This window comes from Micromonospora sp. NBC_01740 (genome assembly GCF_035920365.1).
In the GTDB taxonomy this organism is placed as follows: domain Bacteria; phylum Actinomycetota; class Actinomycetes; order Mycobacteriales; family Micromonosporaceae; genus Micromonospora; species Micromonospora reichwaldensis.
Map to the genome: position 1 here is coordinate 5,677,189 of NZ_CP109150.1, position 25,661 is coordinate 5,702,849.

Below are 25,661 nucleotides of genomic sequence, written 5' to 3' on the forward strand. Positions count from 1 at the left end.
TGTGGGGTGTTATGCGGCATTCGCGGGGCACCACGACTGCATGATCGACGATGGGGCGGCGGCGGGGCGACGGGGCGGCGGCGGGCGACGGGGCGACGGGGCGACGGCGGGATCGGGCGTGGAGTCGCTCGGCGGGCCGCCGGTCGGGGTGGGGGTCGGGGTGCGGGTCGGGTCACGTCGATTAACGGTTCGGGCGTGACCGGTTGGGGAAAGTGACTCCGGCGGGACGATGAGGGGCAGGACACGGCGGCTGCTTGCGACCCGGGGACCAGCGCGGGGACAGGGGGCCGGGACGTGGATTCGAAGCAGCGCGTCGGACCGGCGGGCGCCGGGGCGTCCGTCGACGACCTCTTCGCCGGCGACGACCCGACCAGCGTCGCGCACCGGGCCACCGACTGGGCTGCCACCGCGCTGGGTCCCGTGGAGACCTGGCCGTCGGAGCTGTGCGCGGCGGTGCGCACGGTGTTGCCGTCGAAGATCCCGATGCTGCTGTGGTGGGGCACCGAGCTGGTGCAGATCTTCAACCACGCGTACACCCCGGTGCTCGGCGACAAGTACCCGGCCGCGATCGGTCAGCCGGGCGCGCGGTGCTGGGCGGAGGTCTGGGACGAACTGGGCCCGCTCACCGACCACGTGCTCGCCGGCCGCGGCGCCACCTACGCGCAGAACCAACTGCTCCTGCTCAACCGGCACGGCTACCTCGAGGAGACGTACTGGACCTTCTCCTACAGCCCCGTACGCGCCGGGCACGGCCGGGTTCCCGGCGTCTTCGTGGCCACCACGGACGTCACGGCCCGGGTGCTGGGTGACCGGCGGCTGGAGACGCTGCGCGAGCTGGGCTCGATCTCGATCGCGGCGGCGGACACCACCCGCGACGCCGTCCGGGCGGCGGCCCGGGTCCTCACCGGCAGCCCGGCCGACCTGCCCGCCGCGATGATCTACCTACGTCCCGGGGGTGTCACGCCGGACGACGGCAGCCACCTCACCGGCCCCGGGCCGGGTGGCAGCCGGGAGTCCGACGACGAACTGGTCCTGGCCGCCTCGGTCGGCGTGGCCGACGACACCGCCGCGGGGACCGGGTGGCTGCCGCAGATCGACGAGGTGGCGCGCACCGGCCGCCCCGCGCGGGTCCGGGGAGTGGCCCTGCCCGGCGACCCCCGCGCCGGGGCCGGGGAGGTCGTCGGGGTGCCCGTGGACGAGGTCGTGGTGCTGCCCCTGCTGGCCACCGGGCAGACCCACCCGGCCGGCGTGCTGGTCGTCGGCATCAGCCCCTTCCGCGAGCTGGACGAGGCGTACCGCGGCTTCCTCGACCTGGTGGCCAACCGGGTCTCGACGGCGCTGGGCGACGTGCTGGCGTACGAGGCACAGCGGCGTCGCGCCGCCGCGCTGGCCGAGCTGGACGCGGCGAAGACGGAGTTCTTCACCGACGTCAGCCACGAGCTGCGCACCCCGCTGACGCTGATCGCCGGACCGGTCCGGGAGAGCCTCGCCGACCGGCACGAGCCGCTTCCTGCGGGCCAGCGCGAGCGCCTGGAGCTGGTGCACCGCAACACCGGCCGGCTGCGCAAGCTGGTCGACGACATGCTCGACTTCGCCCGCCTGGAGGGCGGCCGGCTGGACCCCGAACGGGTGGAGACCGACCTGCCGGCACTCACCGCCGGGGTCGCCGAGTCGTTCGCGTACGCGATGCGCCAGGCCGAGCTGAGCTACCGCGTCGACGTCGAGGCGCTGCCACGCACCGCGTACGTGGACCGCGACATGTGGGAGAAGGTGGTCGTCAACCTGCTCTCCAACGCCCTGAAGTACACCCTGGCCGGCGCGGTGCGGCTGCGGCTGCGGGGCGACGACGCGCACGTCACGCTGACCGTCGACGACACCGGCGTCGGCGTCCCCGCCGACCAGCAGCCGCTGCTGTTCCACCGCTTCCACCGCGTACGCGGCGCCGGCGGCCGGTCGCACGAGGGCACCGGTATCGGGTTGGCGCTGGTGCAGGAGATGGTCCACCTGCACGGCGGCGAGGTCAGCGTGCGCTCGGTCGAGGGCGAGGGCTCGACGTTCACCGTCCGCCTGCCGTACGGCCGGCCCACCGCCACGGCCACGCGCCGCGAGCGGGCCCACGAGACGTACGTCGCCGAGGCCCTGCACTGGCTGCCGGAGGCCGCGCCCACCCAGGCGGACGCCACCGACGACGACGCCCGGGACGCCGCGACGGTGCTGGTGGTGGACGACAACGCCGACCTGCGCGCGTTCCTCGCGAGCCTGCTCGCACCCCATCACCGGGTGGTCGTCGCGGCCGACGGCCAAGAGGCGCTCGACCGGATCGCCGAGCGGGTGCCCGATCTGGTGCTGACCGACGTGATGATGCCCCGCCTGGACGGCTTCGGGCTGGTCCGGGCGCTGCGCGCCGACCGGCGTACCGCCGGGCTGCCGATCATCGTGCTCTCCGCCCGCGCCGGCGGGGAGGCCGCGGTGGAGGGGTTGCGGACCGGGGCCGACGACTACCTGGCCAAGCCCTTCTCGTCGGAGGAGCTGCTGGCCCGGGTCGGCGCGCACCTGGAGCTGGCCCGGTTGCGCAACGAGGAGGCGACCTGGCGGGCGGCCCTGATCGAGTCGTTGCAGGACGCGTTCGCCGTGGTCGACGCCGACGGCGCGCTGGTCGAGGCGAACGAGGCGTTCTGCCGCCTGGTCGGCACCGCCCAACTGGCGGCGCCGGTCGCGCCGCCGCACCCGTGGTGGCCGGAGGCCGACGCCGCGCCCGCCGACCGGCGCCTGCTGATCGACGTGCTGCGCACCGCGCGGGGCTCCGGCCGGGGCCGGGTCACCCTGCCGCTGCGGCACGCCGACGGGCACCGGATCTGGGCCGAGGCGGTCTACAACTCGCTGCGGGAGCCGCGTACCGGCCGCCGCCTCTGGGTCGCCACCCTGCGCGACGTGACCGCCGACGTCCGCGCCGCCGCCCGGCAGTCCGCCCTGGCCGCGCTCTCCGGCCGGCTCGCCCGCGCCACCGACGTGGCCGAGGTGCTCGACGCCGGCCTGTCCGAGCTGTGCACCCTGCTGGACGGCACCCGCGGCCTGGCGGTCTGCGCCGACGCCGCCGGCACGCCGTTGGTGGTGACCCAGGGCCTGACGTTGACCCCGCAGGTGCAGCGGGCGCTCGACGGGCTGCCCACCGAGGGCGAGCCGCAGCTGGTCGTCGACGACGCGGGCCGGGTGACCGCGCTCGGGGCACGTGTCGAGCCGGGCGGGGCACCCGGCGGGGTGTGGCTGGAGCTGGACCCGCCCCGGTCGGTGCAGACGGTGGACCTGCCGCTCGTACGACAGCTCTGCGCGGCGCTGGCCCAGGCGCTGGTTCGCGCACGGGCCTTCGAGACGCAGCGGACGGTGGCCCTGGCCATGCAGCGGGCGATGCTCGGCCCGGTCGACCTGCCGGCCGGGTTCGCGACCCGCTACCAGCCGGCGGTGGCGCCGCTCGAGGTGGGCGGCGACTGGTACGACGTGGTCCAGCTTCCCGGCGACCTCGTCGGCGTGGTGGTGGGCGACGTGGTGGGGCGGGGCCTGCCCGCCGCCACCGTGATGGGGCAGCTGCGCAGCGCCTCGCGTGCCCTGCTCCTGCAGGCCAAGAGCCCCGCCGAGGTGCTGTCCGCGCTGGACGACTTCGCCCGGATGGTGCCCGGCGGCGCCTGCACCACCGTCTTCTGCGCCATCATCGACCGCTCGCTGGGCGTGCTCCGCTACTCCTCGGCGGGCCACCCGCCGGGCATCCTGGTGCACCCGGACGGCTCCGCCGACCTGCTGACCCGCGCCGGCTCGGTGCCGCTGGCCAGCGTCGCGGTGCCCGGCCGGCCCGAGGCCGGGGCGCAGCTGCGACCCGGTTCGACGCTGCTGCTCTACACGGACGGGCTGATCGAGCGACGGCGGGAACTGATCGACGCCGGCATCTCCCGGGCGGTCGCCGCGCTCACCCAGGGCCGCGAACTGCCCGAGGGCGCGCTGGCCGACCGGATGGTCCGGGACCTGCTGCCCGACACCCGCAACGACGACGTGGCGGTGCTGGTCTACCGGCATCGGGAGCCAGCGGTCTTCGCTGCGGCGCTGACCGCCGACCCGGGGCAGCTCGCGCCGACGCGGGAGGCGCTGCGGGAGTGGCTGACCGGCCTCGGCATCGGCGAGACCGACGTCGACGCGGTGCTGATCGCGGCCGGCGAGGCGTGCGCCAACGCGATCGAGCACGGCTACCGCTTCGCCCCGGACGCGTCCGTCACCGTCCGGGGGCGGCTGCGCGCCGACCGGCTGGAGATGGTGGTCAGCGACACGGGCGGGTGGCGGGACGCGAGCCCCGACGACAGCGAGCGCGGCCGGGGCCGGCTGATCATGACTCGGTTGATGGACGAGGCCACCGTCGCCGGCAGCGCCGACGGCACCACCGTACGCCTGGTCAAGCGCGTCTCCGGCACCTGACGGGCTGCCACCCTGACCGGACGCCGCGGTGGCGTTCGGCCGAGGTTGCCGGCGTCGGGTGGGCGACGGCAGGGACCCCCGGAAGGGTGAAGATCGGCTATAAGTGGCGGATGGAGTTTCCCGCCTACCTGGCCACCATGCCGATGCACGCGATCACCGAGATCCACGGCGAGCCCGGCCTGCTGGCCCGGTTCCGGCTGGAGCTGCGCGCGTTCGACGAGGCCGCCCGGGAACGGCTCACCGAGGCCCTGGACCTGGCCGCCGAGTTGCACCGCGACGACCGGCGGGTACGCGAGCCCTACCTGAACCACCTGCTGCGGGTGGCGATCCGGATGATGCACCACTACCAGGTCCGCGACGTCGACGTGATCGTCGCCGGCCTGCTGCACGACGCGGTGGAGGACCACCCCGACGAGCTGGCCGCCGCGTCCGGAGGCGAACGTGCCGGGGCGCACGACGGCGAGGACGCCACCGCCGCCGCCCTGGCGGTGCTCGCGGAGCGGTTCGGGCCGCGGGTGGCCCGCCTGGTCGGCGCGGTCACCAATCCGGCGTACGACCCGGGGCGGGACAAGCACGTCCAGTACCGGGAGCACGTGGCGGCCAGCCTGGACCGGGAGCCGTGGGCGCGGGTCATCAAGATCTCCGACTTCACGGACAACGGGGTGGGCGTCATCCACACCGTCGGCCCGAAGGTGACCTCGTCGGCCCGCAAGTACCGGCCGCTCGTGCCGGTCTACCGCGACCTCGTCACCCGGCCGGACACTCCCCTGTCGGCGCCGGTGAAGGAGCACATCCTCGGTCAGCTCGACCTGGCCGAGGAACGCTTCAGCGCCATCCTCGACGAACCACCCCACCCGAACTGACGACGTCAGCCTCGTCGACTGACGCTCAACCCCGGCTATGGGTCAGGCCGCCTTGTAGACGGTGTCGAGGTGCCATTCCAGGAACTCCGCGTTCGGTCGGTCGGGCCGGCGATCTGGAACAGCGATCTGCTCGCCCGCCTTGGCATAGAACTGGTCACCGTTGCCGAACTCGCTGCGAAGCCGAGGGCTGACCACGAGTCGATACTTGGGATCCACGCCCAGGTAGCCCTTGTCGAAGAGGATGTGCACGTCCGACTTCAGGAGCAGGCCGTTGTCCAGGCGATGCTCACCACCCCTCGGCAACGGTCGGATGTGCGCGGCCTGCAACACCGGCTGGACCCTGTTGCCGGTGATCGCGCAGCGTCGGCCGTACGCCCCGAGCACCACGGCCTTGAACGACTGCTGGCCCAGCCGCTGTGGCACCAGCCGTGGATCTCCGTAGACCGGGCCGGGCCGATGCCAGGGTTCACTCAGGTCGAGTTCGACAGTCGTGCCGATCAGGCGATGGATCAGCAGTTCGAAGTAGTCGCCCCAGGTGGCGTCCGCAAGGTCGTACGTCTTGCCCTGCACCACATTCGACTTGAACTCCGGCGGCGGGCCGACGGTGGACTCGTCCGGGAAGAAGTTGGCGTCACGCACGAAGATGCAGCCGATGACGGGGTCCTCATCGGGTGCGATCGGCTGCCTGCGGTAGCGGCCGACGCTGCGGCGCATCTCGTCGATGCTCGCCGCGCCGTTGGCCTCCCCGAAAAGCTCCCATGCCTCCGAGATTCGCAGCTGAGTGAAGCCGCTGAAGAAGCCACCACCGATGACGCGGTTGAGAGGATGGTGGGCTTTGAAGAAGAACGGCTCGCCCGCTGTGAGCGCGCGGAAACCGCCACCCGAAGGCCGCCAGAAGTTGACCTCGTTCAGCTCGGGACGGGCGGCCAGGAAGCGGTACCACTTCTCGTCCGTGACCCCCACGAAGGCCTTCACGCCGACAAGCGTGCCGTCACGTCGATCTCCACGCCACCCCCCGAACAGCCGACGCCTCCACAGGTGGCACAGCTCAGCTGTCTCAATCACTGTCGTGATCAGGTGATGGCCAACCGGGGCGTGGGGAGGGATTCCACCGGTTTCCCATCAAACGATCATGGTCGGCATAGCCGTGCCGAGACGGCCGCCCGATGCCCCTCATTCGACTTGAGTTCATCCCAGTCCGGCGTCGGGGCGTGGAGTCCTGCGGCGGTTCGCGAGGATGGCGAGGGTCTCGCGACGCACCTCGTCGGGCTCGTGCAGCAGCCGGCGGTGGCTGAAGCGGACCACGAGAACGCCCCGGGCCGCCAACAGTGCGTCGCGTCGCAGGTCGATCTCCCGTTCCCGCAGGTCGCCATGGGTCGTCGCGCCGTCCAGCTCGATGTCGACCAGCTCGGCCTCGGCGAACAGGTCGAGGTAGACCACCCGTCCGCCCAGCCGCGCCCGCACCTGTCGTCGGAACGCCGGCATTCCCGGCCCGACGAAGACGCGGTCGTGCCCCCAGATCTCCAACGGACTGCGACAGCCGGCGTCGAGCCGGTCCAGCAGAACTCGAAGTGCGGCACGATCCGCCAGCTTCGGCGCGGTCGCCAACGCTGCGGCGATCCGTCGCGGGGTGGTCAGCCGGTCGTTGACCGCCTTGATGATGGCCGCCGGCCGGTCCGCCGGATGCAGCAACGGCCAGGCGTCGACGAGCGCCCGATCCAACCGGGTGACCGGCTCGCCGCCGCGTACCAGCACATGAGGTGGCTCCGGGGCGAAGGACCGCCGATGGTGTACGACCAGGTGCGGTCCGCTGCGCAGCCCGGCACGGGTCGGCACATCCAGGTGTACCGGCTCGCCGGGCATCTGACGGCGCAGCTTCCACACCTCGAGTGCGGTGAGATGACTCAGCGCGCCACGCCCACCCGTGTAGGCCACGGCCGCCCGCCGGGCCAGGACCGGGGTGACCCGGGCCAGCGGAGGCGCGCTCCCCCTACCGTCGGCCAGGGCTGCGTCCACGTAGACCCCTGGCAGGACCCGGAGCAGGCGTCCGGAACGCGACGCGTCCTCCAGCACCCAGCGCGGGAGCACCTGCGAGGTGGCGTGTCGGGTGACGAGCCCGCCGTTGCGGTCGAGCATGGCCCGCAGCACAGGGTTCACGCCGCCGACCGTGCCGGACACGGCCACCGCCCGCCATACGCCCACACGAGCGCTGTGGACAACGGCCCCGCTGTGGACGACCTCCACTCGCGTTCGGTGTTGTGCTAGACCACCGGTGATCGTTTGTCGCTCACCCGGAAGCCACCTATTAATGCGGCCGGCTCCAACTCACACGATCATGAGCCCAAGCACGCCATCCGCCGAGACACCGAAATCCGCCGGTCACCCGGGCCGGTTGACCCCGCACGAAAGTGCGGACCCGCGAGTTCGCGCGCGCTGCGCTAGCCACTGAAGAGCGTGGCGTCGGATCCCGGGGACTTCTCCGAGGCCTCGCATCGTTCGGTGGTTCCGGCCCTCGCCGAGGCCGGGTCATCCGCTACCCCAGCTGGCGCACCCGTCGGACGGCCTGGTCCCACCTCCAGAGATGCAGTCGGCGACGAGCGCTTGACCCTCGAGTGGGTCGAGCCCGCAGCCTGTGCGGCGAGAACCCGACGGCCGGCTGCCCGGCCCCACCGCGAGGAGCACAGTGGACACCGACGACGCCGACGACGTCATGACGCGCATCGGCCGCGCCCTGGACCTGGGTGCGGCGGGCGACCGTACCGCCGCACGCGCGGCCCTCACCGAGGTCTGGGAGCAGGTCGGCGACACCGGGGACGCGTTGCACCGCTGCACCATCGCGCACCACCTGGCCGACCTTCAGGATTCGGTCACGGACGAGGTGGCGTGGGACCGCAGTGCGCTCGCCGCCGTCGCCGACCTCAGCGACGAGCGCGTCCAGCGCGACCACGCGTCGTTGCGGGTCCGCGCCCTGCTGCCGTCGCTGCACCTCAACCTCGCCGACGGGTACCGCCGTGCCGGCGACGTCGCCCGCGCCCGGGACCACCTGACGATCGCGGCGCCCCTCGTTGCCGAGCTGCCGGACGACGGGTACGGCACGATGATCCGCGAGGCGATCGCACGGGTGGGCGCGCTGCTCGACACCGGGTCCCGGGAACCCCTCGCCGCACCGTGACACCCGTCGGCGCGCCCCCCCGTCAGCCCGGGACCTCGCGGCGGCGGCCAGGATCGCCACCGCCAGCCGTTCGGGCGGGGCGCTGCTGAACCTGAGGCCAGCGAGGGCCTCCTCGCTGACGTCAGGCAGGTAGACCGGTCGGCGGCATCGACCAAGGTGGCCCGCACCATGTGCCGGTCGAGATCGGGCCGCAGCCGGATCGAGGCATCGTCGTACCGCTGCGTCGGGTCGGCGATCTCGTCGAGAGGCTCACGACCCGACAGTTGGCCGCGCATGGTCATCCCCAACGCTCGACGGCGGCCAGTCGGTCACGCCCTCGTCTTGCGGCCCCGGTGGCTCTCGGCGGGCACCACGACGTGAGCGCCTCGTCGGTGAGGTGGAGCGGTTGGTGGTCTCGGCGAGGAAGCCGACGTAGATGTCCGCCGGCGAGGCGCCCCACTCGGGGTCGACCCACACGTGCTCCCAGTCGGCGCGCTCGGCCAGCCCGGAGTCCATGCACAACCGCGCGGCCAGGTGCGACACGTGTTCGTCGGCCGCCACCTTGCCGAAATCCTGGCCGGGCGCATACAGGTCGGCGACGGTGAGCACGTCGTCGCGACTCGACTCGTCGGCGAGCTGAGCGACGGCCAGGCGGGCGCGGCTGCCCGATTCGGCCTGTTCCCGCAGGTCGGACGAGAGCAGCTGCCGATCGATCACCGACGACCCTGGCCGTCCCGCCAACGGGACGAGGGTACCCGTCGGGCCTGTTCCCGTCGTCGACCCGCTACCTACGGCTCCCGCATCCAGAGCTTCGGGTCGTTGACGAAGACACCTTTGCCCTGGTGCCGCCAGATCACTCGCAGCGCTTCGAGCCGCACGTAGACCTGCTTGACGGTGGACGGGCTGACCTTGTACGTCGCAGCAAGCTGCGTGATTGAAGGCAGCTTGTCCCCCGGCTTGAGCTTCTTCGCTCTGATATCGGCGACGAGCGCGTCGGCGATCCGGATGTAGTCGGCGATGATCGGCATGGCTCCCCCTGCGTGGCACGCCAATTCGATCACGCAATGACACCTCGCAACAACTCATCGTTTGACTCAGATGACTGGGACAGCTAAGTTGGAGACGCGCCTCTTCCCTTGCGTGGCAACAAGGAGCAGAGGCACCCCCTGGTCGGGGCCGGGTGTCCGTGCCCGTCCCGGCCCCGCCCGGCTGCTCTGCTGTCGTACCGCTGATCGGGCTGCGGCGGCCGAGCGGGCGGGTCGTCCGCGGCCCCCACGCGGACGACCCGCCCTTCCAGACCCACCGCGCGGAGCCTCCGCGCTCCCGCCTGCCCGCAGAGAGGATCGTCGTGGCTCAGGTGTACCGAGGTGCTCAGCCCCACCCCGCCGGCTACCCGGGCCGGTTGACGCCACACGAGGTGCGGACCCGCGAGTTCGCCGCGCGCCGGCGCGGTGTCGACCAGGTGGAGGTACGCGAGTTCCAGGCCCGGATCGCCGACGAGCTCGCCATGCTCAACGAGACGGTACGGCTGCTCACCCAGGAGAACGACCGGATCAGGCGGGCACTGCGCGACTGGCAGACCATGCACGCGCGGGAGTGCCGGCCGCCGGAGGAGCACCACCGCAACTCCGGCCGCTGGTGACCGCGCGCCCCTCCCCCGGTGATCTGCTCGTCGTCGACGGCCGGGCCTCGGTGCAGTTCGCCGGGGACCGCGCCCTGACCTTCCGCGTCGTCTCGGTCTCCGACCAACCGACGTACGCCGGCTGGATCTGGCTGACCGGCTACGTCCTGAACCGGCGCGGTGAGGCGACCGACAAGCGTGAGATATACGTCCAGCTCGACGGCCTGCGCCCCATCGCCGGCCCGCCGACCCCGCAACGCCCTCGTGCCTTGCCGCGCACGAACGACCCGGCAGCTCGGTCGGGCGCACCCGACCGAGCTGCCCCCCGTCCCTTGACGACGGTGCGCGTCGGCGCGCCCCCGTCAGCTCGGAACGTCGCGGCGGCGGAAGCCGGCCGTCCCGGCCACCAGCAGCGCGGCTCCCACCCCTGTCAGCACGACCAGCGGCAGCGCCGCCGCCTCGACCGCCGGGGCCGACGGCACATGCGTGTACGGCGACAGGTTCAGCGCCGCCTGCGGCAGGTCGAGCACCGCGCCGAGCTGCCCGAGCAGCAGGAACACGATCAGTGCCGCCCAGGACAGCGCCACCGACCAGCGGGGCAGCAGGCCGAACAGCGCCGTGACCACCCCGGCGACCACCAGCAGGGCCGGCAGTCGCACCAGCGCCGCTCCGCCCAGCCCGACGGCCCGGCCGAGGGGGTCGCCGGCGACCAGGCCGTAGCCGAGGCCGGTGGTGAGCCCGCCCAGCAGCACCAGGGCGAGCGCGCCGAGCGTCGCCGCGACCACCTGGGTGACGAGCCAGCGGGTACGGCTGACCGCCGTGGCCAGCACGGCCTCCAGCAGCCCGTCGGCCTCGTCGTTGCGTGTGCGTAGCAGCGCCTGCACGACGTACGCCCCGATGGTCAGCGCGAACAGTCCCAGCATCGCCGCCAGGTACGCGTCGATGAGTTTCGCGCCGCCGCCCATCGCGCTGACGGCCTCGGCGGCGGCCGGGTTCTCCTCGATCATGGCGTTGAACTCGTCGCCGGCGATGCCCATCGAGAACCCGAGCACCGCCACCCCGACCGCCCAGCCGAGCAGCGCGCCGCGCTGCAACCGCCAGGCCAGCCCGGCGGGGCTGAGCAGCCCGGGTGCGGCCGTGGCCGGCCCGCGCCGGGGCGCGACGAGCCCGGCGCCGATGTCCCGCCGCTCGGCGAGGGCGTAGGCCGCCGCCACCCCGGCGACCAGCAGCGCCACGGGCAGCGCCAGCGTCCACCAGCGTTCGCCGCCGAAGGCGCGGACCTGGTTGCCCCAGCCGAGCGGCGAGAGCCAGGACGGCCAGGCGCTGACCACCCGCAGCCCGCCGTCGGTCTGCTCGCCCAGCACGTCACCGGCCGCGCGGAGCAGGAAGGAGATCCCGACTGCGGCGGCGGCGAGCGCGTTGGCGCCCCGGGACGTGACGGACAGTTGGGCGGCGACGGCGGCGACACCGGTGAACGCCAGGCCGACGCCGCCGATGGCGGCGGCCGCGGCGACCGACCCGGCGAGCGGCAGGCCGGCGCCGGACAGTGCGGCGGCGAGCAGGACGGTGGCGGCCACGTTCGCGGCGGCGACCACCAGCAGCGCGGCGGTGAGCAGCGCGTACCGGCCGACGACGGAGGCGCCCAGCAGTTCCGCCCGGCCGGTTTCCTCGTTCTGCCGGGTGTGCCGGATGACCGCGAAGGTGCTCAGCAGCGCGGCGAGCAGGGCCAGCGTCACGTACGTCTCGGCGGTCACCACCGCGCCGAGGTCGGTGCCGGCGATCGGCCCGTTGAACGCGCGGGCGACCAGGCTGGACGCCGACGTGGTGGCGTAGCCGACCCGGGACGCCTCGTCCGGGTAGAACTCCTTGACGCTGCCGGCGAGGGCGTAGCCGAGCAGGGGCGTGCCGAGCACCCAGATCGCCAGCCGGAGCCGGTCGCGGCGCAGCACGAGGCGGGCGAGCCGCCCGGTGCCGGTGAACGCGCTCACCGGGCACCCGCCGGCCGGTCGACATCGGGGCGGTCACCGCCGGTCGGGCCCGCCGCCGGGGCGGAGGCGCCAGCGGCGACGGCGGCGCGCTCGTCGCCGTAGTGACGCAGGAACAGCTCCTCCAGGGTGGGCGGGGCGCTGGTCAGCGCGCGTACGCCGAAGCGCACCAGGTGCCCGAGCAACTCGTCGAGGTGGGCGGGCTCGACCTCCAAATGGGTGCGACCGTCGACCTCGCGCACGTCGTGCACGCCGGGCAGGGCCGCCAGGCCGGTCGCCGGCCGCGCGGTCTCGACCGTCACGGCCGTACGGGTGAGGTGGCGCAGCTCGGTGAGGGTGCCGGACTCGACGGTGCGGCCCTCGCGGATGATGCTGACCCGGTCGCAGAGCGCCTCGACCTCGGCCAGCACGTGGCTGGAGAGCAGCACGGTGGCGCCGTCGCGCTTGAGTTGGCGGACCTCGTCCTGGAACACGGCCTCCATGAGTGGGTCGAGCCCGGAGGTCGGCTCGTCGAGCACGTAGAGCTCGACGGCCGAGGCGAAGGCGGCGACGATGGCGACCTTCTGCCGGTTGCCCTTGGAGTAGGTGCGGCACTTGCGCGTCGGGTCGAGGTCGAAGCGCTCCAGCAGCTCGTCGCGGCGGCGCCGGTCGAGGCCGCCGCGCAGCTGGCCGAAGAGGTCGATCGCCTCGCCGCCGGAGAGGTTCGGCCACAGGTTCACGTCGCCGGGCACGTACGCGAGCCGCCGGTGCAGGGCGACCGCGTCGCGCCACGGGTCGGCGTCGAAGACCCGCACGTCGCCCGCGTCGCGGCGCAGCAGGCCGAGCAGGACACGGATGGTGGTGGACTTGCCGGAGCCGTTGGGCCCGAGGAAGCCGTGCACCTCCCCCGCCGCGACCGTCAGGTCGAGCCCGTCGAGCGCGCGGACGCTGCCGAACGTCTTGACCAGGTTGCCGATGGAGATGACGGGCATGGGCCCTCCTGTCGCTGGCGGTGCCGACGACCACACTGTACTAACCGGCGGTCAGTCGAATCAACAGGGTTGCCTGCCATCGGTCAGACGCCGCTAGGCTTGCCGCCATGACCGCCGAGGCGCCCGACGACACGCGTACCCGGATCCTGCGCGCCGCGCTCGACCTGTTCGCCGAGCACGGCTACCAGCGCACCCCGCTGCGCCAGATCGCCGAGCGGCTGCGGCTGACCAAGGCCGCGATCCTCTACCACTTCCCGACCAAGGAGCACCTGCTCACCGCCCTGATCGAGCCGATGGTGGCCGATTTCGAGGCGCTGCTCGACGCAGCCGAGGAGGGGCCGGCCGAGCGGGCCCGGTGGACGGTGCTGGAAGGCTGGGTGGACATCATCCTGGGCCACCGCCGACCACTCGGCATGCTCTTCCACGACATCGCGCTCGTCGGCCGGGGCGACACCTACCACCGCCTGATACGGATCGCGATGCGCGCCAACGACCTGATCGCCGGGCCCGACGCGGGGCGCCGGGAGCGGGTTCGAGCGGTGCAGGCGGTCGCCGCGTGCAGCGATCCGGTCGTCTTCTTCGTCGACGTGCCGGACGCGGTGCTGCGGGCGGACATGCTGGACGGCGTGCGCCGGCTGCTCGGCGACCCGACCGGCTCCGGCTCCGACCAAGCCGGCGGCGCGGGCACGGCGGGCGGCTCCGACCAAGTTGGCGGGGCGGGCACGGCCGGCGGCGCGAGCACCCGCACGGCGGCGACCAGCGGCGGCACAGGCACGGCGGCCGACGGCGGTGGCGGTGCGGGCACCCCGGCGGCCGGCGGCGCGGCGAGGGGCCGGCGCCGGCCCGGCCGACCACGGGCGATGAGCCCGGAGCAGGTCGAGGCGGCCCGGCGGATGCATGCCGGGGGCGACCACTCGGCGGACGAGATCGCCGCCGCGCTCGGGGTCTCGCGGGCCACCGTCTACCGCCACCTCGACCCGGCCGCCGCGAAATAATGAGACTGTTTCTGCGACAGTTTTGAGAACGGGGCCGGCCCGTCAGGTGTCGAAGTCCAAGGTCGTCCGCACGGCTGCTCGACAACGCATGAGCTGATCCACCCGGGCCGCTCCGAACCAGATTTCGGGAGTGCCGTCTTCGGCGGACGAGAAGCGATCAGCAGGAGGCACCCTCATCCGAGGGTGCCTCCACTGCGCTGATCCGGTGCTGGGCGGTACCGGGATCCAGAGACGTCTCTCAGCGGGGAGCGCTGCCGAAGGCGCTGGAGAGGTACGCCCGGGAGTCGGCGATGGCGCCCTCGATGATCCGGGCCGCCTCACGGGCTTCCTCGGGCCGGTGCCCGGCCTGCACCTGAAGCCGGAACCGGGACGAGCCGGTCGGAGTCACCGGGAACTCGACCATGAATGCCAGCACCCCCCGGTCGAAGAGCAGGCGGTTCGCCGTCCGCGCCAGCTTCTCGTTGCCGATCAGTAGCGGCACGATCGGTGACGGCTCACCCATGCAGGTCAGACCCCGGCCGGTCAGCTCGTCGCGCAGGGCGTGGATCGCGGTGAAGAGCCGGGCCCGCAGCACGTCCCCCTCGGCCGACCGGATGATCCTGGTGGCCTCCCGCACCACCGCGGTCTGCACCGGCGACAGCGCGTTGGAGAAGAAGTGCGAGCCACCGAACATCTTGATGTACTGCTTCAACGCCGGCGAGTGGGAAGCCACGAAGCCACCGTTGGAGCAGAACGTCTTGGAAAAGGCGCCCATCACGATGTCGACGCTGCCGAGCAGATCCTGCATCCCCAGCACACCCGTGCCGCCGGGCCCCATCGAGCCGAGGTCGTGCGCCACGTCGACCAGCAGCGTGGCGTCGTGTTCCCGGCAGACGCGTTGCAGGGTGACGAGGTCCGGCCAGTCCGCGTCCACCGAGAAGAGCCCATCGGTGACCACCAGGATGCCGTTGCGGGTGTCCGTGGCCCGAATCTGGGTCAGGTGCCGGCGTACCGCCTCGACGTTGAGGTGCTCGTAGCGGACCACGTTCCGGGTGGCCGCCCGTGCCCCCTGCTGAAGGCAGGAGTGGGCCAGCCGGTCGATCAGGATGTGGTCGGACTGCCGGACCAGACCGACGACCGCGCCGAAGCCGGCCGCCCAGCCGGTCGGAAAGAGCGTCACGTGGTCGAGCCCGACCAGGTCGCCGAGGGCAGCCTCCAGATCGTCGGAGATGCGGGTGTTGCCGAGCACCATCGGCGAGCCGGCGCTGTGCGGCCCGTAGTCGTGCATCGCCTTGGCCGCCGCCTCCCGGATCGCCGGGTGGGTGTTGAACGACAGGTAGTCCTGCGAGTTGAAGTTGATGCCGCGGGCCCGCCGGCCCAGGTCGTTGGTGATCTGGGCGACGCTGTCCGGTGCCGCCTCCAGCACCCGCGAGTACTGCCACGTCTCCGTGCGTCGACGGGCCTGCACCCAGCCGTAGAAGTCCCCGGTGCGGGTCAGCAGGTTGCGGCCGGCGGGCCGGTAGAAGTCGTACGCGTTCTTGTCCAGGGCGTACTCCTCGTCGGGGTCGACGGGGTTGCGCAGGTGGGCCGGCTCCCACATCTCGGTGAGGTCGGCGACCACCTGGGCCAGCTCGTCGTCGGCGCCTTCGAGCGACGCGAGGTCGTCCCACGGGATGTGGGTGGCCCAGTTACGGGTCATCTCGGAGACCTCGGTCGCGGTACGCGCCATGGTCTCGAAGTCCCGGCAGTGTGCCGCCTTGAGGATGATTCCGATCAGTTCGCCGTCTTCACGCTGGTCCAGCTCGGTGGTCACGGTGTCGTCTCCCTGGTGGATCATCAGGCGAAGAGGTTCTGCTGGTAGCTGCGGGAGGTCTCCGCGAAGTCCTCGAAGACCGCGTGGTCTGCGGAGGACTCCTTCGCGGCATCGTTGAGCAGGAAGAGGTTGGAGGCCTGGAAGAACTCCGACACCGGCGCGACGTCGGCGTGGGTGGCGATGAACCGGTCGGTCTCCTGCTGGTTGCCCCGCAACGCGACGAACAGTTGCAACTCGTCGTGCCGGTACGGACGCATCTCGGCGAGGGTGCAGACGTAGTCGTGGTAGGCGGCGGCGTTCTGGCTCCGGCGGCGGTCCCCGTAGGCGGTCATCGCCTCGTCGATCGACGCGTCACCGCGGAGCCACCGGTCGAGGGCGGCGCTGACCAGCTCGGCGTCGCGGAAGGCGTGGGTGATGCCGATGGCGGTGCACTGGTCCTTGGCCGACTCGGCGTCACCGACGAGCACCCACCCGGGCCCGTGCAGTGGCCGGAGAAAGGCCGACTGGTCCAGGGTGCCGTAGATGCGTTCCTCCCTGGTCCCCTTGCTGCGCACCACGTCGCCCAGCTCCGGACTGACGAAGTCCAACGCCTTTTGGTAATTGCCCGGCACGTCACCGCGAAACTCCCGCGACCACTCACTCGGCCCCCAGACCAGGACCATGTTCTGGTCGAAGTTGGTCGGCGCCACCGCGCAGGCCAACCGGCCGCGCCGGTGCAGTTGTGCCGGGCCCAGGTCGAAGCCGGACCAGTAGCTCCAGTAGGCGAACGTGCAGCGGGGCCGCTCGTCGTACTTCGGCAACGCGAGGGTGCGGGCGACGAACGAGTTCCGGCCGTCGGCACCGACCACGATCCGGGCCCGCTCTTCGACCAGCTCTCCGTCGACCGCACGCCCCCGGACACCGACGACCTGCCCGTTCTCGACGATCAGCTCACGAACGGTGAAGTTGGTCCGCACCTCGGCGCCGGCCTTGGCGGCCGCACCGACCAGGATCTCGTCGAGCACCCGGCGCCGCACGGACGCATAGCTCTGCACCACGCCCGAGTCGTCGCCGTGCAGGTCCCGGAAGTACTCGCGCAGCAGTTCGGTCGGCACCGAGCCGGTCAGCGAGATGCCGTCGTTGACCACCTCGACCGTGGTGTGCGCCGGAGTGACCGCCAGGACCTCGTCGAGCAGTCCCCACCGGTTCAGGTAGGACATCCCGTGCGGCCAGAGGAAGTGCGTCGAGATGACGTCGCTGGGAAACGAGGAGCGGTCCACCACGAGCACCCGGTGTCCACGCTGGGCGAGCAACAGGGCGGTGGACGCACCCGAACAGCGGGCGCCGATGACGATCGCGTCGTACAACTGAATCGATCCTTCGTTGATGTGGCGGTGGCGGCGCAGGTAGCGGCGGCGGAAAACCCACCCAAGAGCGGCCCCGGGGTCCGCGGATCGCGCAGGTCACCCGGGTTGCGTGCGGCGTCGGCCACCGTTGCCGGTGGCTGCCTCTGCCACACCCACCGATCGAGTCGGCAGGCCCGGCGGAGAGCGTAGCGTATGTCCACAGTGGATCGAAACCGCTCGGAGTGGGCGTGCGAGGTCACTTCAGTGGACTGGCGCCGCGAACAAATCGAGCGGCTCACGGCGGCTGAGGACGCGCGGCGGGCCGGGCTTGGCCCTCCCAGCCGGGTCGCCTGAAGAGCGGAAACTCCGGTATAACGAGCATGCTGTTCCGCTGGCCGGCATCGCCCCCTCGGAGTGCCCATGACGACGCAGTTGCGTGACCGTCTCGACGACATACTTCGAGCTGGCCAGGTCGGCGGTCTGCACACCGTCGCGGCGGTTCGCGGTGGTCACACCGTGCTGGAGTACTACGGGGCTGGTGAGGACTTCGCCTGGGGCGACTCGCTGGGCGTCGTCGAGTTCGGGCCCGGGGTCCTGCACGACATCCGGTCCGTCACCAAGAGCGTGACCGTCCTGTTGTACGGCATCGCGCTCGGCGAAGGGCTGGTCCCGCCGCCGGCGGAGCCGCTCCTGCACCGGTTCCCGCAGTACCCCGACCTGGCGGCCGACCCCTGGCGCGCCCGGCTCACCGTCGAGCACGCACTGACGATGTCGTTGGGCGTGGAATGGTGCGAAGATCTCCCGTACAACAGCCCGGCCAACGCCGAGATCGCGATGGAGCTGGCGCCGGACCGGTACCGGTACGTCCTGGAGCGGCCGATCCTCGAGCCGCCCGGCACCCGGTGGACCTACTGCGGCGGTGCCACGGCTCTGCTCGGCCGGCTGATCGCCGACGGCACCGGGCAGTCGCTGCCGCAGTACGCGCAGGCCGTGCTGTTCGGGCCGCTGGGCATCGGCAGCTTCGACTGGATGACCGGCGCGGACGCAGTGGCCTCCGCCGCGTCCGGGCTGCGACTCACGCCCCGCGACCTGGCCCGGATCGGCGAGCTGGTGCTGGCCGAGGGAACCTGGGACGGTCAGCGGATCGTCCCCGCCGACTGGATCCACACGATGCTCCAGCCACGCCTGCAGACCAGCTGGGGCGCGCGGTACGGCTACCAGTGGTACATCGATTCCATCGAGGGCCATCGGCTGGTGGCGGGCATGGGCAACGGCGGCCAACGCCTGTTCGTCCTGCCCGACCTGGACCTCGCCGTGGCCATCACCGCCGGCAACTACGACGACCCCGACCAGTGGCGGACCCCGCTCACGGTGCTGGAACGGGTCATCCTTCCCGCACTGGCCTGACGGCGCCGCGCCCGCCGGTCAGCCATCGGCAGGGCACACCTCTGGCGTGCCCAGGAGTCCGGACCCTGACACGTCAGGCGGCCAGGGTGGCGTAGCGGCCGGCGCGCTCCAGCAGACCGTCGTGGCTGCCGGACTCGACGATCCGGCCGTGGTCGAGCACCGCGATCCGGTCCGCGTTGCGCACCGTGGAGAGCCGGTGCGCGATGGTGATGGTGGTACGCCCCCGGGCCACCTCGTCGAACGCCCGCTGCACGGCGCGCTCGGTCTCGGTGTCCAGCGCGCTGGTGGCCTCGTCGAGGATCAGGATGCGCGGGTCGCGCAGCAGCGTACGGGCGATCGCGAGACGCTGCTTCTCGCCGCCGGAGAAGCGGTGTCCCCGCGAGCCGACCATGGTGTCGTAGCCGTCGGGCAGACCGGCGATCAGGTCGTGGATCTGGGCGGCGCGGGCGGCGGCCTCGATCTCGGCGTCGGTGGCGTCCGGGCGGGCGTAGCGCAGGTTCTCCCGCACGGTGGTGTGCAGCAGGTACGTCTCCTGGCTGACCACGCCGACGATCGCGGCCAGATCGGCCAGGCGCAGGTCGCGCAGGTCCACGCCGTCGACGGTGATCCGGCCGCTCGTCGGGTCGTGCAGGCGGCTGATCAGCGCGGCCAGGGTGCTCTTGCCGGAGCCGGTCTCGCCGACCAGCGCCAGGCCGCTGCCGGCCGGCACGTCGAGGGTGATCCCGGCGACGGCGGCGGTGTCGCTGCCCGGGTAGCGGAAGGTGACGTCGCTCAGGCGCAGCTCGCCCCGGATCCGGCGCGGGTCGACGTCGACCGGCTCGGCGGGGTCGTCCACCTCGACCGGCAGGTCCAGGTACTCGAAGATCCGGGCGAACAGCGCCAACGAGGCGGTCACGGAGACGCCGACGTTGAGCAGGCCCATCAGGGGGCGGAACAGCCCGCCCTGCAACGCGGTGAAGGCGACCAGGGTGCCGATGCTGAGCGTGCCGGCGGCGCCGGGCAGCCCGGCGCTGAGGTAGATGACCGCCGGGATGGCGGCGAAGACGACGCTCATGGTGGCCATCCGCCAGCGGCCGGCGAGTTCGGAGCGCAGTTCCAGGTCGACCAGGCGGTCCGACGAGGCGGCGAAGCGGGCGGCCAGGGCGGGGCCGGTGCCCAGCGTCTTGGCCAGGTGCACGCCGCTGACGGACAGCCCCTCCTCGACGGTGACGTTGAGGTCGGCGAGTTCGCGCTGGCGCTGCGCGGTGATCTCGCGGCGCAGGTGGGCGACGCGTCGGGTCAGCCAGATGGCCGGCGGCAGCACGACGAGCGAGACCAGCGAGAGCCGCCAGGAGAGCGCGACCATCGCCGCCGCCGTGGCGACGACGGTGGTCAGGTTGGCCGCGATCGAGGTGGCGGTCGAGGTGACCACGCTCTGCATGCCGCCGATGTCGTTGGTGATGCGGGACTGCACCTCGCCGGTGCGGGTGCGGGTGAAGAACGCCAGGGACTGCCGTTGCAGGTGGGTGAAGACGTCGGTGCGCAGCCGGTGCATGACCTGCTGGCCGACCTGGGTGGAGATCCAGGTCTGGAGCACGCCGAGCACCGAGGTCACGGCGGCGACGGCGACCATGCCGGCCACCAGCCAGACCAGCAGCGGCAGGTCGCGCTCGGGCAGGGCCCGGTCGATCACGGCGCGGAGCAGGAAGGGCGAGGCCATGGCGAGCACCGAGGAGACCACGATGATCGCGGTGACGGTGGCCAGCGCCGCCCGGTGTCGGGCGAACAGGACGCCGATGCGCCGCAGGGACACCTGGCGGGCCTGCGCCTTCTCGGCGGCGCTGACCTTGCGGGGGCCGCGGTCGCGGCCGGAGGGGACGGGTTCCAAGGGATACTTCCTCACGTCGGATATGCTGAGGTTACCTCAACATGAGGGAGCAACAGCTTCCGCTGCTACGGTATTCCCCGTGACGGCAGACACCGACAGCACCGAGGACGGCCTGGCCGAGGCGTTCCGGGCGGTGACCCGGCGGCTGCGCCGCCGCACCGGCGAGGCGCTCGCGCCCTGGGACGTGACGCCCGGCCAGTCCCGGGCCCTCGGCGTGCTGATCCGGCACGGCGCGTTGCGGCTCAGCGCGCTCGCCGAGCACCTGCGCATCGCCCCGCGCTCCGCCACCGAGGTCGTGGACGACCTCGAGACGCGCGGGCTCGTGCGGCGCCGGCCCGATCCGGCGGACCGGCGCGCCACCCTGGTCGCGCCGACCGAGGAGGGCACGCGCGCCGGCGCCGCCATCCACGCCGCCCGCCGGGCCGCCGCCGAGGAGCTGTTCGGCCGCCTCGCACCCGCCGACCGGGTCCAGCTCGCCCGCATCCTGCGTACGCTGCGCGACTGACCGCCCGCCCACCGCCCGGCGCCGTCCCCGCGCCCCTGCCCGGCCTTCCGCCCGCTCACCGCCCGGCGCCCGCCGGGGCGCGCTACCGGGCACCGCCGGGGTTTGCCGCTCCCGGCGGCGGGTAGCCCAGCCACCCGTCCTGCCGACGGGACCGGGTCCCCCGAGCGGGCGGCCCGGCACACCTGCGACGCCGACAGGAGTGATCACGGTGGGTCGGATGCCCGGCAAGCCCGGTGACCGCTGACGATGTGCGGCATCAGTGGCGAGGCGAGGTTCGACGGATCGACGCCGGACGCCGGCGCGGTGACCCGGATGACCGAGGCGATGCGCTCCCGGGGCCCCGACGGGGAGGGCCTCTTCGACGACGGCTGGGTGATCCTCGGGCACCGCCGGCTCACCATCATCGACCTCACCGAGGCCGGCTCCCAGCCGATGGTCCGCGACGACCTGGGGCTGGCGCTGGTCTTCAACGGCTGCGTCTACAACTACCCCCAGCTGCGCGAGGAGCTTCGCGGCGCCGGGCACACGTTCCACTCCACCAGCGACACCGAGGTCGTCCTGGTGGCGTACGCGCAGTGGGGCGAGCAGTTCGTCGACCACCTGGTCGGCATGTTCGCCGTCGTGCTGGTGGACCGCCGGCGGCGCCGGCTCGTGCTGGCCCGCGACCGGCTCGGCATCAAGCCCCTCTACCTCGCCGAGTCACCCGGCCGGCTGCGGTTCGCCTCCACCCTGCCGGCGCTGCTGCGCGCCGGCGACGTGGACACCTCGATCGACCCGGTGGCGCTGCACCACTACCTCTCCTGGCACTCCATCGTCCCGGCGCCCCGCACCGTCCTGCGCGGCATCCGCAAGCTACCCCCGGCCACCGTGCGCGTCGTCGAGGCCGACGGGCGCAGCCGCCAGCACGTCTACTGGCGGCCCGACTACGCCCGGGACCCCGCCCACACCGGCATGGACGCCGGGGACTGGCGGGCCGCCGTCGGGGAGGCGCTGCGCGAAGCGGTACGGCGGCGGCTCGTCGCCGACGTCCCCGTCGGCGTGCTGCTCTCCGGCGGCCTGGACTCCAGCATGATCGTGGCGCTGCTGGCCGAGGCCGGGCAGCAGCATCTGCAGACCTTCAGCATCGGCTTCGACAGCCGCGGCGGCGAGGCCGGCGACGAGTTCCACTACTCCGACCTGGTCGCCCGCACGTTCGGTACCGACCACCACCGCATCCGGCTCGCCGACGGCGACCTGGTCCCGGCGGTACGGCGGACCGTGCACGCGATGACCGAGCCGATGGGCAGCCACGACGTGGTCGCCTTCCACCTGCTCTCCGAACAGGTCGCCCAACACGTCAAGGTGGCCCAGTCCGGCCAGGGCGCCGACGAGGTCTTCGCCGGCTACGGCTACCACCAGCCCCTCACGCGGGTGCTCCGCGACGACGCGGCGGCCACCTTCGCCGACGCGTTCTTCGACCGGGACCACGCTGAGCTGAGCCGGGTGGTGGACCCGGCGTACGCCTGCGACCGCGACGCCAGCCGCGAGCTGCTCGCGGCGGACCTGGCCGCGCCGGGCGCGCAGACGGCGCTGGACGCGGTGCTGCGCCTGGACACCCACCTGATGCTCCCCGACGACCCGGTCAAGCGGGTGGACAGCATGAGCATGGCCTGGGGGCTGGAGGTGCGCACCCCGTTCCTGGACCAGGACCTGGTGGCGCTGGCGGCGGCCTGCCCACCCGAGCACAAGGTGGCCGACGGCGGCAAGGGCGTGCTCAAGGAGGTGGCTCGCCAGGTGCTGCCCGCCGAGGTGGTCGACCGGCCGAAGGGCTACTTCCCGGTGCCGGCGCTGCGCAACGTCGACGGGCCGGTGCGGCAACTCGTCACCGAGGCCCTCGCCGCGCCCGCCGCCCGCGAGCGCGGCCTGTTCCGCCGCGAGTACGTCGCCGAGCTGCTCGCCGAGCCGGACCGGGCGCAGGCCGCCGCCGGCAGCAACAAGCTGTGGCAGCTCGGCCTGCTGGAACTCTGGCTCCAGTCCCACGACGTCCGCTGACCGCCTCCCGTCCGACGCCCGCACCCCGGTCGCCGGGCTGCGGCGACGGCCGTCGAGCCCACGAGTGGAACACCACGGGTCCCTCCACCGCCGGGTGAGACCCGTGGTGTTCCACCGGCCAGCTGCCGCCACCGGCCAGCTGCCGCCACCGGCCCGCGGCTCGCCGCCGGGCGGGACGGGTCAGACGGCGCGCGGGTCAGACGGCGCGCGGGCAGACGGCGCGCGGGTCAGACGGCGCGCGGGTCAGACGGCGCGGGTCTCGGCGGCCAGGTGGTCCAGGACGGCGCGCACGTCGTCGCCGGTGCGGGCCATGACCCGGCGCTGCCGGGTGGCGCCGTTGCCGTCGCGCCGCAGCCGGACCAGCTGGTCGCGTACGTAGTCGAGGTCGCCGTGGCGGGCCAGGGCCGGCGCGACCGTGTCGACGAGCTCGCCGACAAGGTCCCAGGCGGGACGGGCGACGCCGGCGCGCAGGTCGATCAGGTCACCCTCCAGCCCGTCGTGCGCAGCCCGCCAGTGCGCGGCGGAGACCAGGCAGTCCCGGATCCGTCGGGCGGGGACCCCGGCGCGGGCGTCGTCGGCCATCGTCGCGACGAGCGCGCGGACCAGCCCGGCGACCAGCACGGTGTCGTCCACCGCCGGGCAGACGTCGCCCACCCGCACCTCCACCGTGGGGTACGCGGCCGACGGGCGCGCGTACCAGTAGACCATTGCCGCGTCGAGCATGATCCCGGCGTCGATCAGCTCCGCCACCGTCGCGTCGTAGTCGGCGACCGACTCGAAGTGCGGGGTCGGCCCGATGCTGGGCCAGCGTTCCAGCTGCATGGAGCGCCAACTGGCGTGCCCGGTGTCGCGTCCGTCGTGCAGCGGCGAGTTGGCGGTGATCGCCTGTACCACCGGCAGCCAGGGGCGCAGGTGGTTGCAGACCTGGATGGCCAGTTCGCGGTCGGGCATCCCGACGTGCACGTGGCAGCCGCAGACGGCGGGGTCGTGCGCCACCGGCCCGAACCGGCGGGACATGGCGTGGTAGCGCGGTTTGTCCGGCACCGTCCGGTGCGGCTCGTGCACGGGCGTGGCACCGACCGCGACGAGCCGCGCCCCGGCGGCCTCGGCCGCGTCGCCGACGGAGCGGCGCAGCGCCACCAGGTGCGCGCGCAGCTCGGCCAGGTCGGCGGTGACCGGCGTGACCATCTCCACCATGCTGTGCCGGAACTCCTGCCGGCTCTGGTCCCGCGCGCTGCCGGACAGGGCGGTGAGCACCCGGTCGGCGACCGGCAGGCTCTCCCCGGTCTGCGGGTCGAGCAGGAGGTACTCCTCCTCGACCCCGAGCGTCAGCGTGGTCTGGTCGGAAGCGGTGGCAAGTGCCGGACGGTACGTCATGGGCGCTCGCGTCCGTTCGTCGGGCGACGCGCCGGGCGCCGCGCTGCCGGACGACCCGAATTCCCGGCCCACTGCCTGGGCAAACGCCTGGGGCGGGGGCGTCATCCACCCGTCAGCACCGAGGTCGCCCGGCTGTCCAGGAAGGCGCGTTCGGCCGCGTTGTCCGTCCGCTCGGCGGCCGTCCGGTACGCCCGCGCCGCCTCCCCCGCCCGGCCGAGCCGCCGCAGCAGGTCCGCCCGGACGGCGTGGAACACGTGGTACCCGGCCAGGTCGAGCCGCTCGACGGCCGTCAGCCCCGCTGCCGGCCCGGCCACCTCGGCGAGCGCGACGGCCCGGTTCAACGCCACCACCGGCCCCGGGGCGCACGCGGTGAGCTGGTCGTACAGCCGGAGGATCTGCGCCCAGTCGGTGTCGGCGGCGTCGGGCGCGTCGCTGTGCACGGCGGCGATCGCGGCCTGGATCTGGTACGGCCCCGGCCGGTCGCGGCGCAGGCAGCGGCGCACCAGGGCCTGCCCCTCGCCGACGAGCCCGGCGTCCCACCGACGGCGGTCCTGCTCGGGCAGCGGCACCAGCGCGCCGTCGGCCGTGGTGCGGGCGGGGCGGCGCGCCTCGGTGAGCAACATCAGCGCCAGCAGCCCCAGCGCCTCGGGCTCGTCCGGCATGAGCCGCACCAGCAGCCGGCCGAGCCGGATCGCCTCGGCGCACAGGTCGTCGCGGACCAGCCGGTCGCCGGAGCTGGCGGTGTGCCCCTCGGTGAAGATCAGGTAGAGCACGGCCAGCACGGCCGGGAGCCGGTCCGGCAGGTCGGCGTCGCCGGGCACCCGGTACGGGATCCCGGCGTCGCGGATCTTGGCCTTGGCCCGGACGATCCGCTGTGCCATGGTCGCCTCCGGCACCAGGAACGCCCGGGCGATCTCGGCGGTGCCCAGCCCGCCCAGCAGCCGCAGGGTCAGCGCGACCCGGGCGGCGGGGCCGAGCGCCGGATGGCAGCAGGTGAAGATCAGGCGGAGCCGGTCGTCGCGCACGGGTCCCTCCTCGGCCGGTACGTCGCGGACGTGCAGCAGGGCGGCCTGGGCGTGCCGGTCGGCGCGGGAGGCCTCCCGCCGCAGCCGGTCGACGGCCCGGTTCCGGGCGGTGGTGATGATCCAGCCGGCCGGGCTGGGCGGCGGCCCGGTCTCGGGCCACCGCGCCACCGCCACCGTGAACGCCTCCTGCACCGTCTCCTCGGCGAGGTCGATGTCGCCGAGGAGGCGGACCAGGACGGCGACCGCGCGGCCGTACTCCGCGCGGAACACCGCCTCCACGTCGGGCAT

General features: G+C 73.2%; 19 protein-coding genes. 8 read left to right on the top strand and 11 right to left on the bottom strand.

Annotation, left to right across the window (positions count from 1 at the left end; all coding sequences use genetic code 11):
- Positions 1 to 294 precede the first annotated feature (294 nt).
- A complete protein-coding gene (locus OG989_RS25145; RefSeq protein WP_327028679.1) occupies positions 295 to 4,458 on the top strand; it encodes a SpoIIE family protein phosphatase in 4,164 nt (1,387 codons plus the stop codon).
- A 110-nt stretch (positions 4,459 to 4,568) separates the two neighbouring features.
- Positions 4,569 to 5,321 (top strand): HD domain-containing protein, encoded by a 753-nt coding sequence (locus OG989_RS25150; RefSeq protein WP_151452915.1) that lies wholly within the window; start codon positions 4,569 to 4,571, stop codon positions 5,319 to 5,321.
- 42 nt (positions 5,322 to 5,363) lie between these two features.
- Here the strand turns inward: OG989_RS25150 and OG989_RS25155 are convergent, their stop codons facing one another.
- Both OG989_RS25155 and OG989_RS25160 read right to left on the bottom strand, forming a co-directional pair.
- Positions 5,364 to 6,296: an HNH endonuclease gene (locus OG989_RS25155; RefSeq protein ID WP_327028680.1), complete on the bottom strand. Its 933-nt coding sequence runs from the start codon at positions 6,294 to 6,296 to the stop codon at positions 5,364 to 5,366.
- 213 nt (positions 6,297 to 6,509) lie between these two features.
- Positions 6,510 to 7,478 carry a DUF559 domain-containing protein gene (locus OG989_RS25160; RefSeq protein ID WP_327028681.1) on the bottom strand — a complete coding sequence of 323 codons (969 nt, stop codon included), beginning with the start codon at positions 7,476 to 7,478 and terminating at the stop codon, positions 6,510 to 6,512.
- A gap of 553 nt (positions 7,479 to 8,031) precedes the next feature.
- Here OG989_RS25160 and OG989_RS25165 point away from each other — a divergent pair.
- Positions 8,032 to 8,493: a hypothetical protein gene (locus OG989_RS25165; protein ID WP_327031229.1), complete on the top strand. Its 462-nt coding sequence runs from the start codon at positions 8,032 to 8,034 to the stop codon at positions 8,491 to 8,493.
- A 249-nt stretch (positions 8,494 to 8,742) separates the two neighbouring features.
- On the opposite strand, the gene OG989_RS25170 is transcribed toward OG989_RS25165, so the two are convergent.
- Both OG989_RS25170 and OG989_RS25175 read right to left on the bottom strand, forming a co-directional pair.
- Positions 8,743 to 9,189 carry a hypothetical protein gene (locus OG989_RS25170; protein ID WP_327028682.1) on the bottom strand — a complete coding sequence of 149 codons (447 nt, stop codon included), beginning with the start codon at positions 9,187 to 9,189 and terminating at the stop codon, positions 8,743 to 8,745.
- A 71-nt stretch (positions 9,190 to 9,260) separates the two neighbouring features.
- The gene (locus OG989_RS25175; protein WP_327031231.1) at positions 9,261 to 9,500 is read right to left on the bottom strand and encodes a winged helix-turn-helix domain-containing protein; all 240 of its coding nucleotides are present in this window, start codon (positions 9,498 to 9,500) and stop codon (positions 9,261 to 9,263) included.
- Between the two features lie 374 nt (positions 9,501 to 9,874).
- Between OG989_RS25175 and OG989_RS25180 the strand changes: the two genes are divergently transcribed.
- Complete coding sequence (locus OG989_RS25180) at positions 9,875 to 10,114, top strand: DivIVA domain-containing protein (protein ID WP_225851952.1); 240 nt, start codon at positions 9,875 to 9,877, stop codon at positions 10,112 to 10,114.
- Between the two features lie 341 nt (positions 10,115 to 10,455).
- Here the strand turns inward: OG989_RS25180 and OG989_RS25185 are convergent, their stop codons facing one another.
- The gene (locus tag OG989_RS25185; protein WP_327028683.1) at positions 10,456 to 12,081 is read right to left on the bottom strand and encodes an ABC transporter permease; all 1,626 of its coding nucleotides are present in this window, start codon (positions 12,079 to 12,081) and stop codon (positions 10,456 to 10,458) included.
- The gene (locus OG989_RS25190) at positions 12,078 to 13,049 is read right to left on the bottom strand and encodes an ABC transporter ATP-binding protein (protein ID WP_327028684.1); all 972 of its coding nucleotides are present in this window, start codon (positions 13,047 to 13,049) and stop codon (positions 12,078 to 12,080) included. Before OG989_RS25190 ends, OG989_RS25185 begins: the two co-directional genes overlap by 4 nt.
- Positions 13,050 to 13,156: 107 nt before the next feature.
- Here OG989_RS25190 and OG989_RS25195 point away from each other — a divergent pair, with 107 nt between their 5' ends.
- Positions 13,157 to 14,044, top strand: a complete 888-nt coding sequence (locus OG989_RS25195; RefSeq protein ID WP_327028685.1) for a TetR family transcriptional regulator — start codon at positions 13,157 to 13,159, stop codon at positions 14,042 to 14,044.
- A gap of 238 nt (positions 14,045 to 14,282) precedes the next feature.
- Here OG989_RS25195 and OG989_RS25200 read toward each other — a convergent pair whose 3' ends face one another.
- On the bottom strand, positions 14,283 to 15,836 hold the full coding sequence (locus OG989_RS25200; RefSeq protein ID WP_327028686.1) for an aminotransferase class I/II-fold pyridoxal phosphate-dependent enzyme: 1,554 nt from the start codon (positions 15,834 to 15,836) through the stop codon (positions 14,283 to 14,285).
- Positions 15,837 to 15,859: 23 nt separating this feature from the next.
- Positions 15,860 to 17,188: an NAD(P)/FAD-dependent oxidoreductase gene (locus OG989_RS25205; protein ID WP_151452923.1), complete on the bottom strand. Its 1,329-nt coding sequence runs from the start codon at positions 17,186 to 17,188 to the stop codon at positions 15,860 to 15,862.
- A 393-nt stretch (positions 17,189 to 17,581) separates the two neighbouring features.
- On the opposite strand from OG989_RS25205, the gene OG989_RS25210 reads away from it, so the two are divergent.
- On the top strand, positions 17,582 to 18,568 hold the full coding sequence (locus OG989_RS25210; RefSeq protein ID WP_151452924.1) for a serine hydrolase domain-containing protein: 987 nt from the start codon (positions 17,582 to 17,584) through the stop codon (positions 18,566 to 18,568).
- 73 nt (positions 18,569 to 18,641) lie between these two features.
- On the opposite strand, the gene OG989_RS25215 is transcribed toward OG989_RS25210, so the two are convergent.
- Positions 18,642 to 20,435 (bottom strand): ABC transporter ATP-binding protein, encoded by a 1,794-nt coding sequence (locus OG989_RS25215; protein WP_327031232.1) that lies wholly within the window; start codon positions 20,433 to 20,435, stop codon positions 18,642 to 18,644.
- 79 nt (positions 20,436 to 20,514) lie between these two features.
- Between OG989_RS25215 and OG989_RS25220 the strand changes: the two genes are divergently transcribed.
- Together OG989_RS25220 and OG989_RS25225 are read left to right on the top strand one after the other, a co-directional pair.
- Complete coding sequence (locus OG989_RS25220; RefSeq protein WP_327028687.1) at positions 20,515 to 20,940, top strand: MarR family winged helix-turn-helix transcriptional regulator; 426 nt, start codon at positions 20,515 to 20,517, stop codon at positions 20,938 to 20,940.
- A gap of 246 nt (positions 20,941 to 21,186) precedes the next feature.
- On the top strand, positions 21,187 to 22,971 hold the full coding sequence (locus OG989_RS25225) for an N-acetylglutaminylglutamine amidotransferase (protein WP_327028688.1): 1,785 nt from the start codon (positions 21,187 to 21,189) through the stop codon (positions 22,969 to 22,971).
- Between the two features lie 243 nt (positions 22,972 to 23,214).
- On the opposite strand, the gene OG989_RS25230 is transcribed toward OG989_RS25225, so the two are convergent.
- Both OG989_RS25230 and OG989_RS25235 read right to left on the bottom strand, forming a co-directional pair.
- Positions 23,215 to 24,348: a carboxylate-amine ligase gene (locus OG989_RS25230; protein WP_327028689.1), complete on the bottom strand. Its 1,134-nt coding sequence runs from the start codon at positions 24,346 to 24,348 to the stop codon at positions 23,215 to 23,217.
- A 101-nt stretch (positions 24,349 to 24,449) separates the two neighbouring features.
- On the bottom strand, positions 24,450 to 25,661 hold the full coding sequence (locus tag OG989_RS25235; protein ID WP_151452928.1) for an RNA polymerase sigma factor: 1,212 nt from the start codon (positions 25,659 to 25,661) through the stop codon (positions 24,450 to 24,452).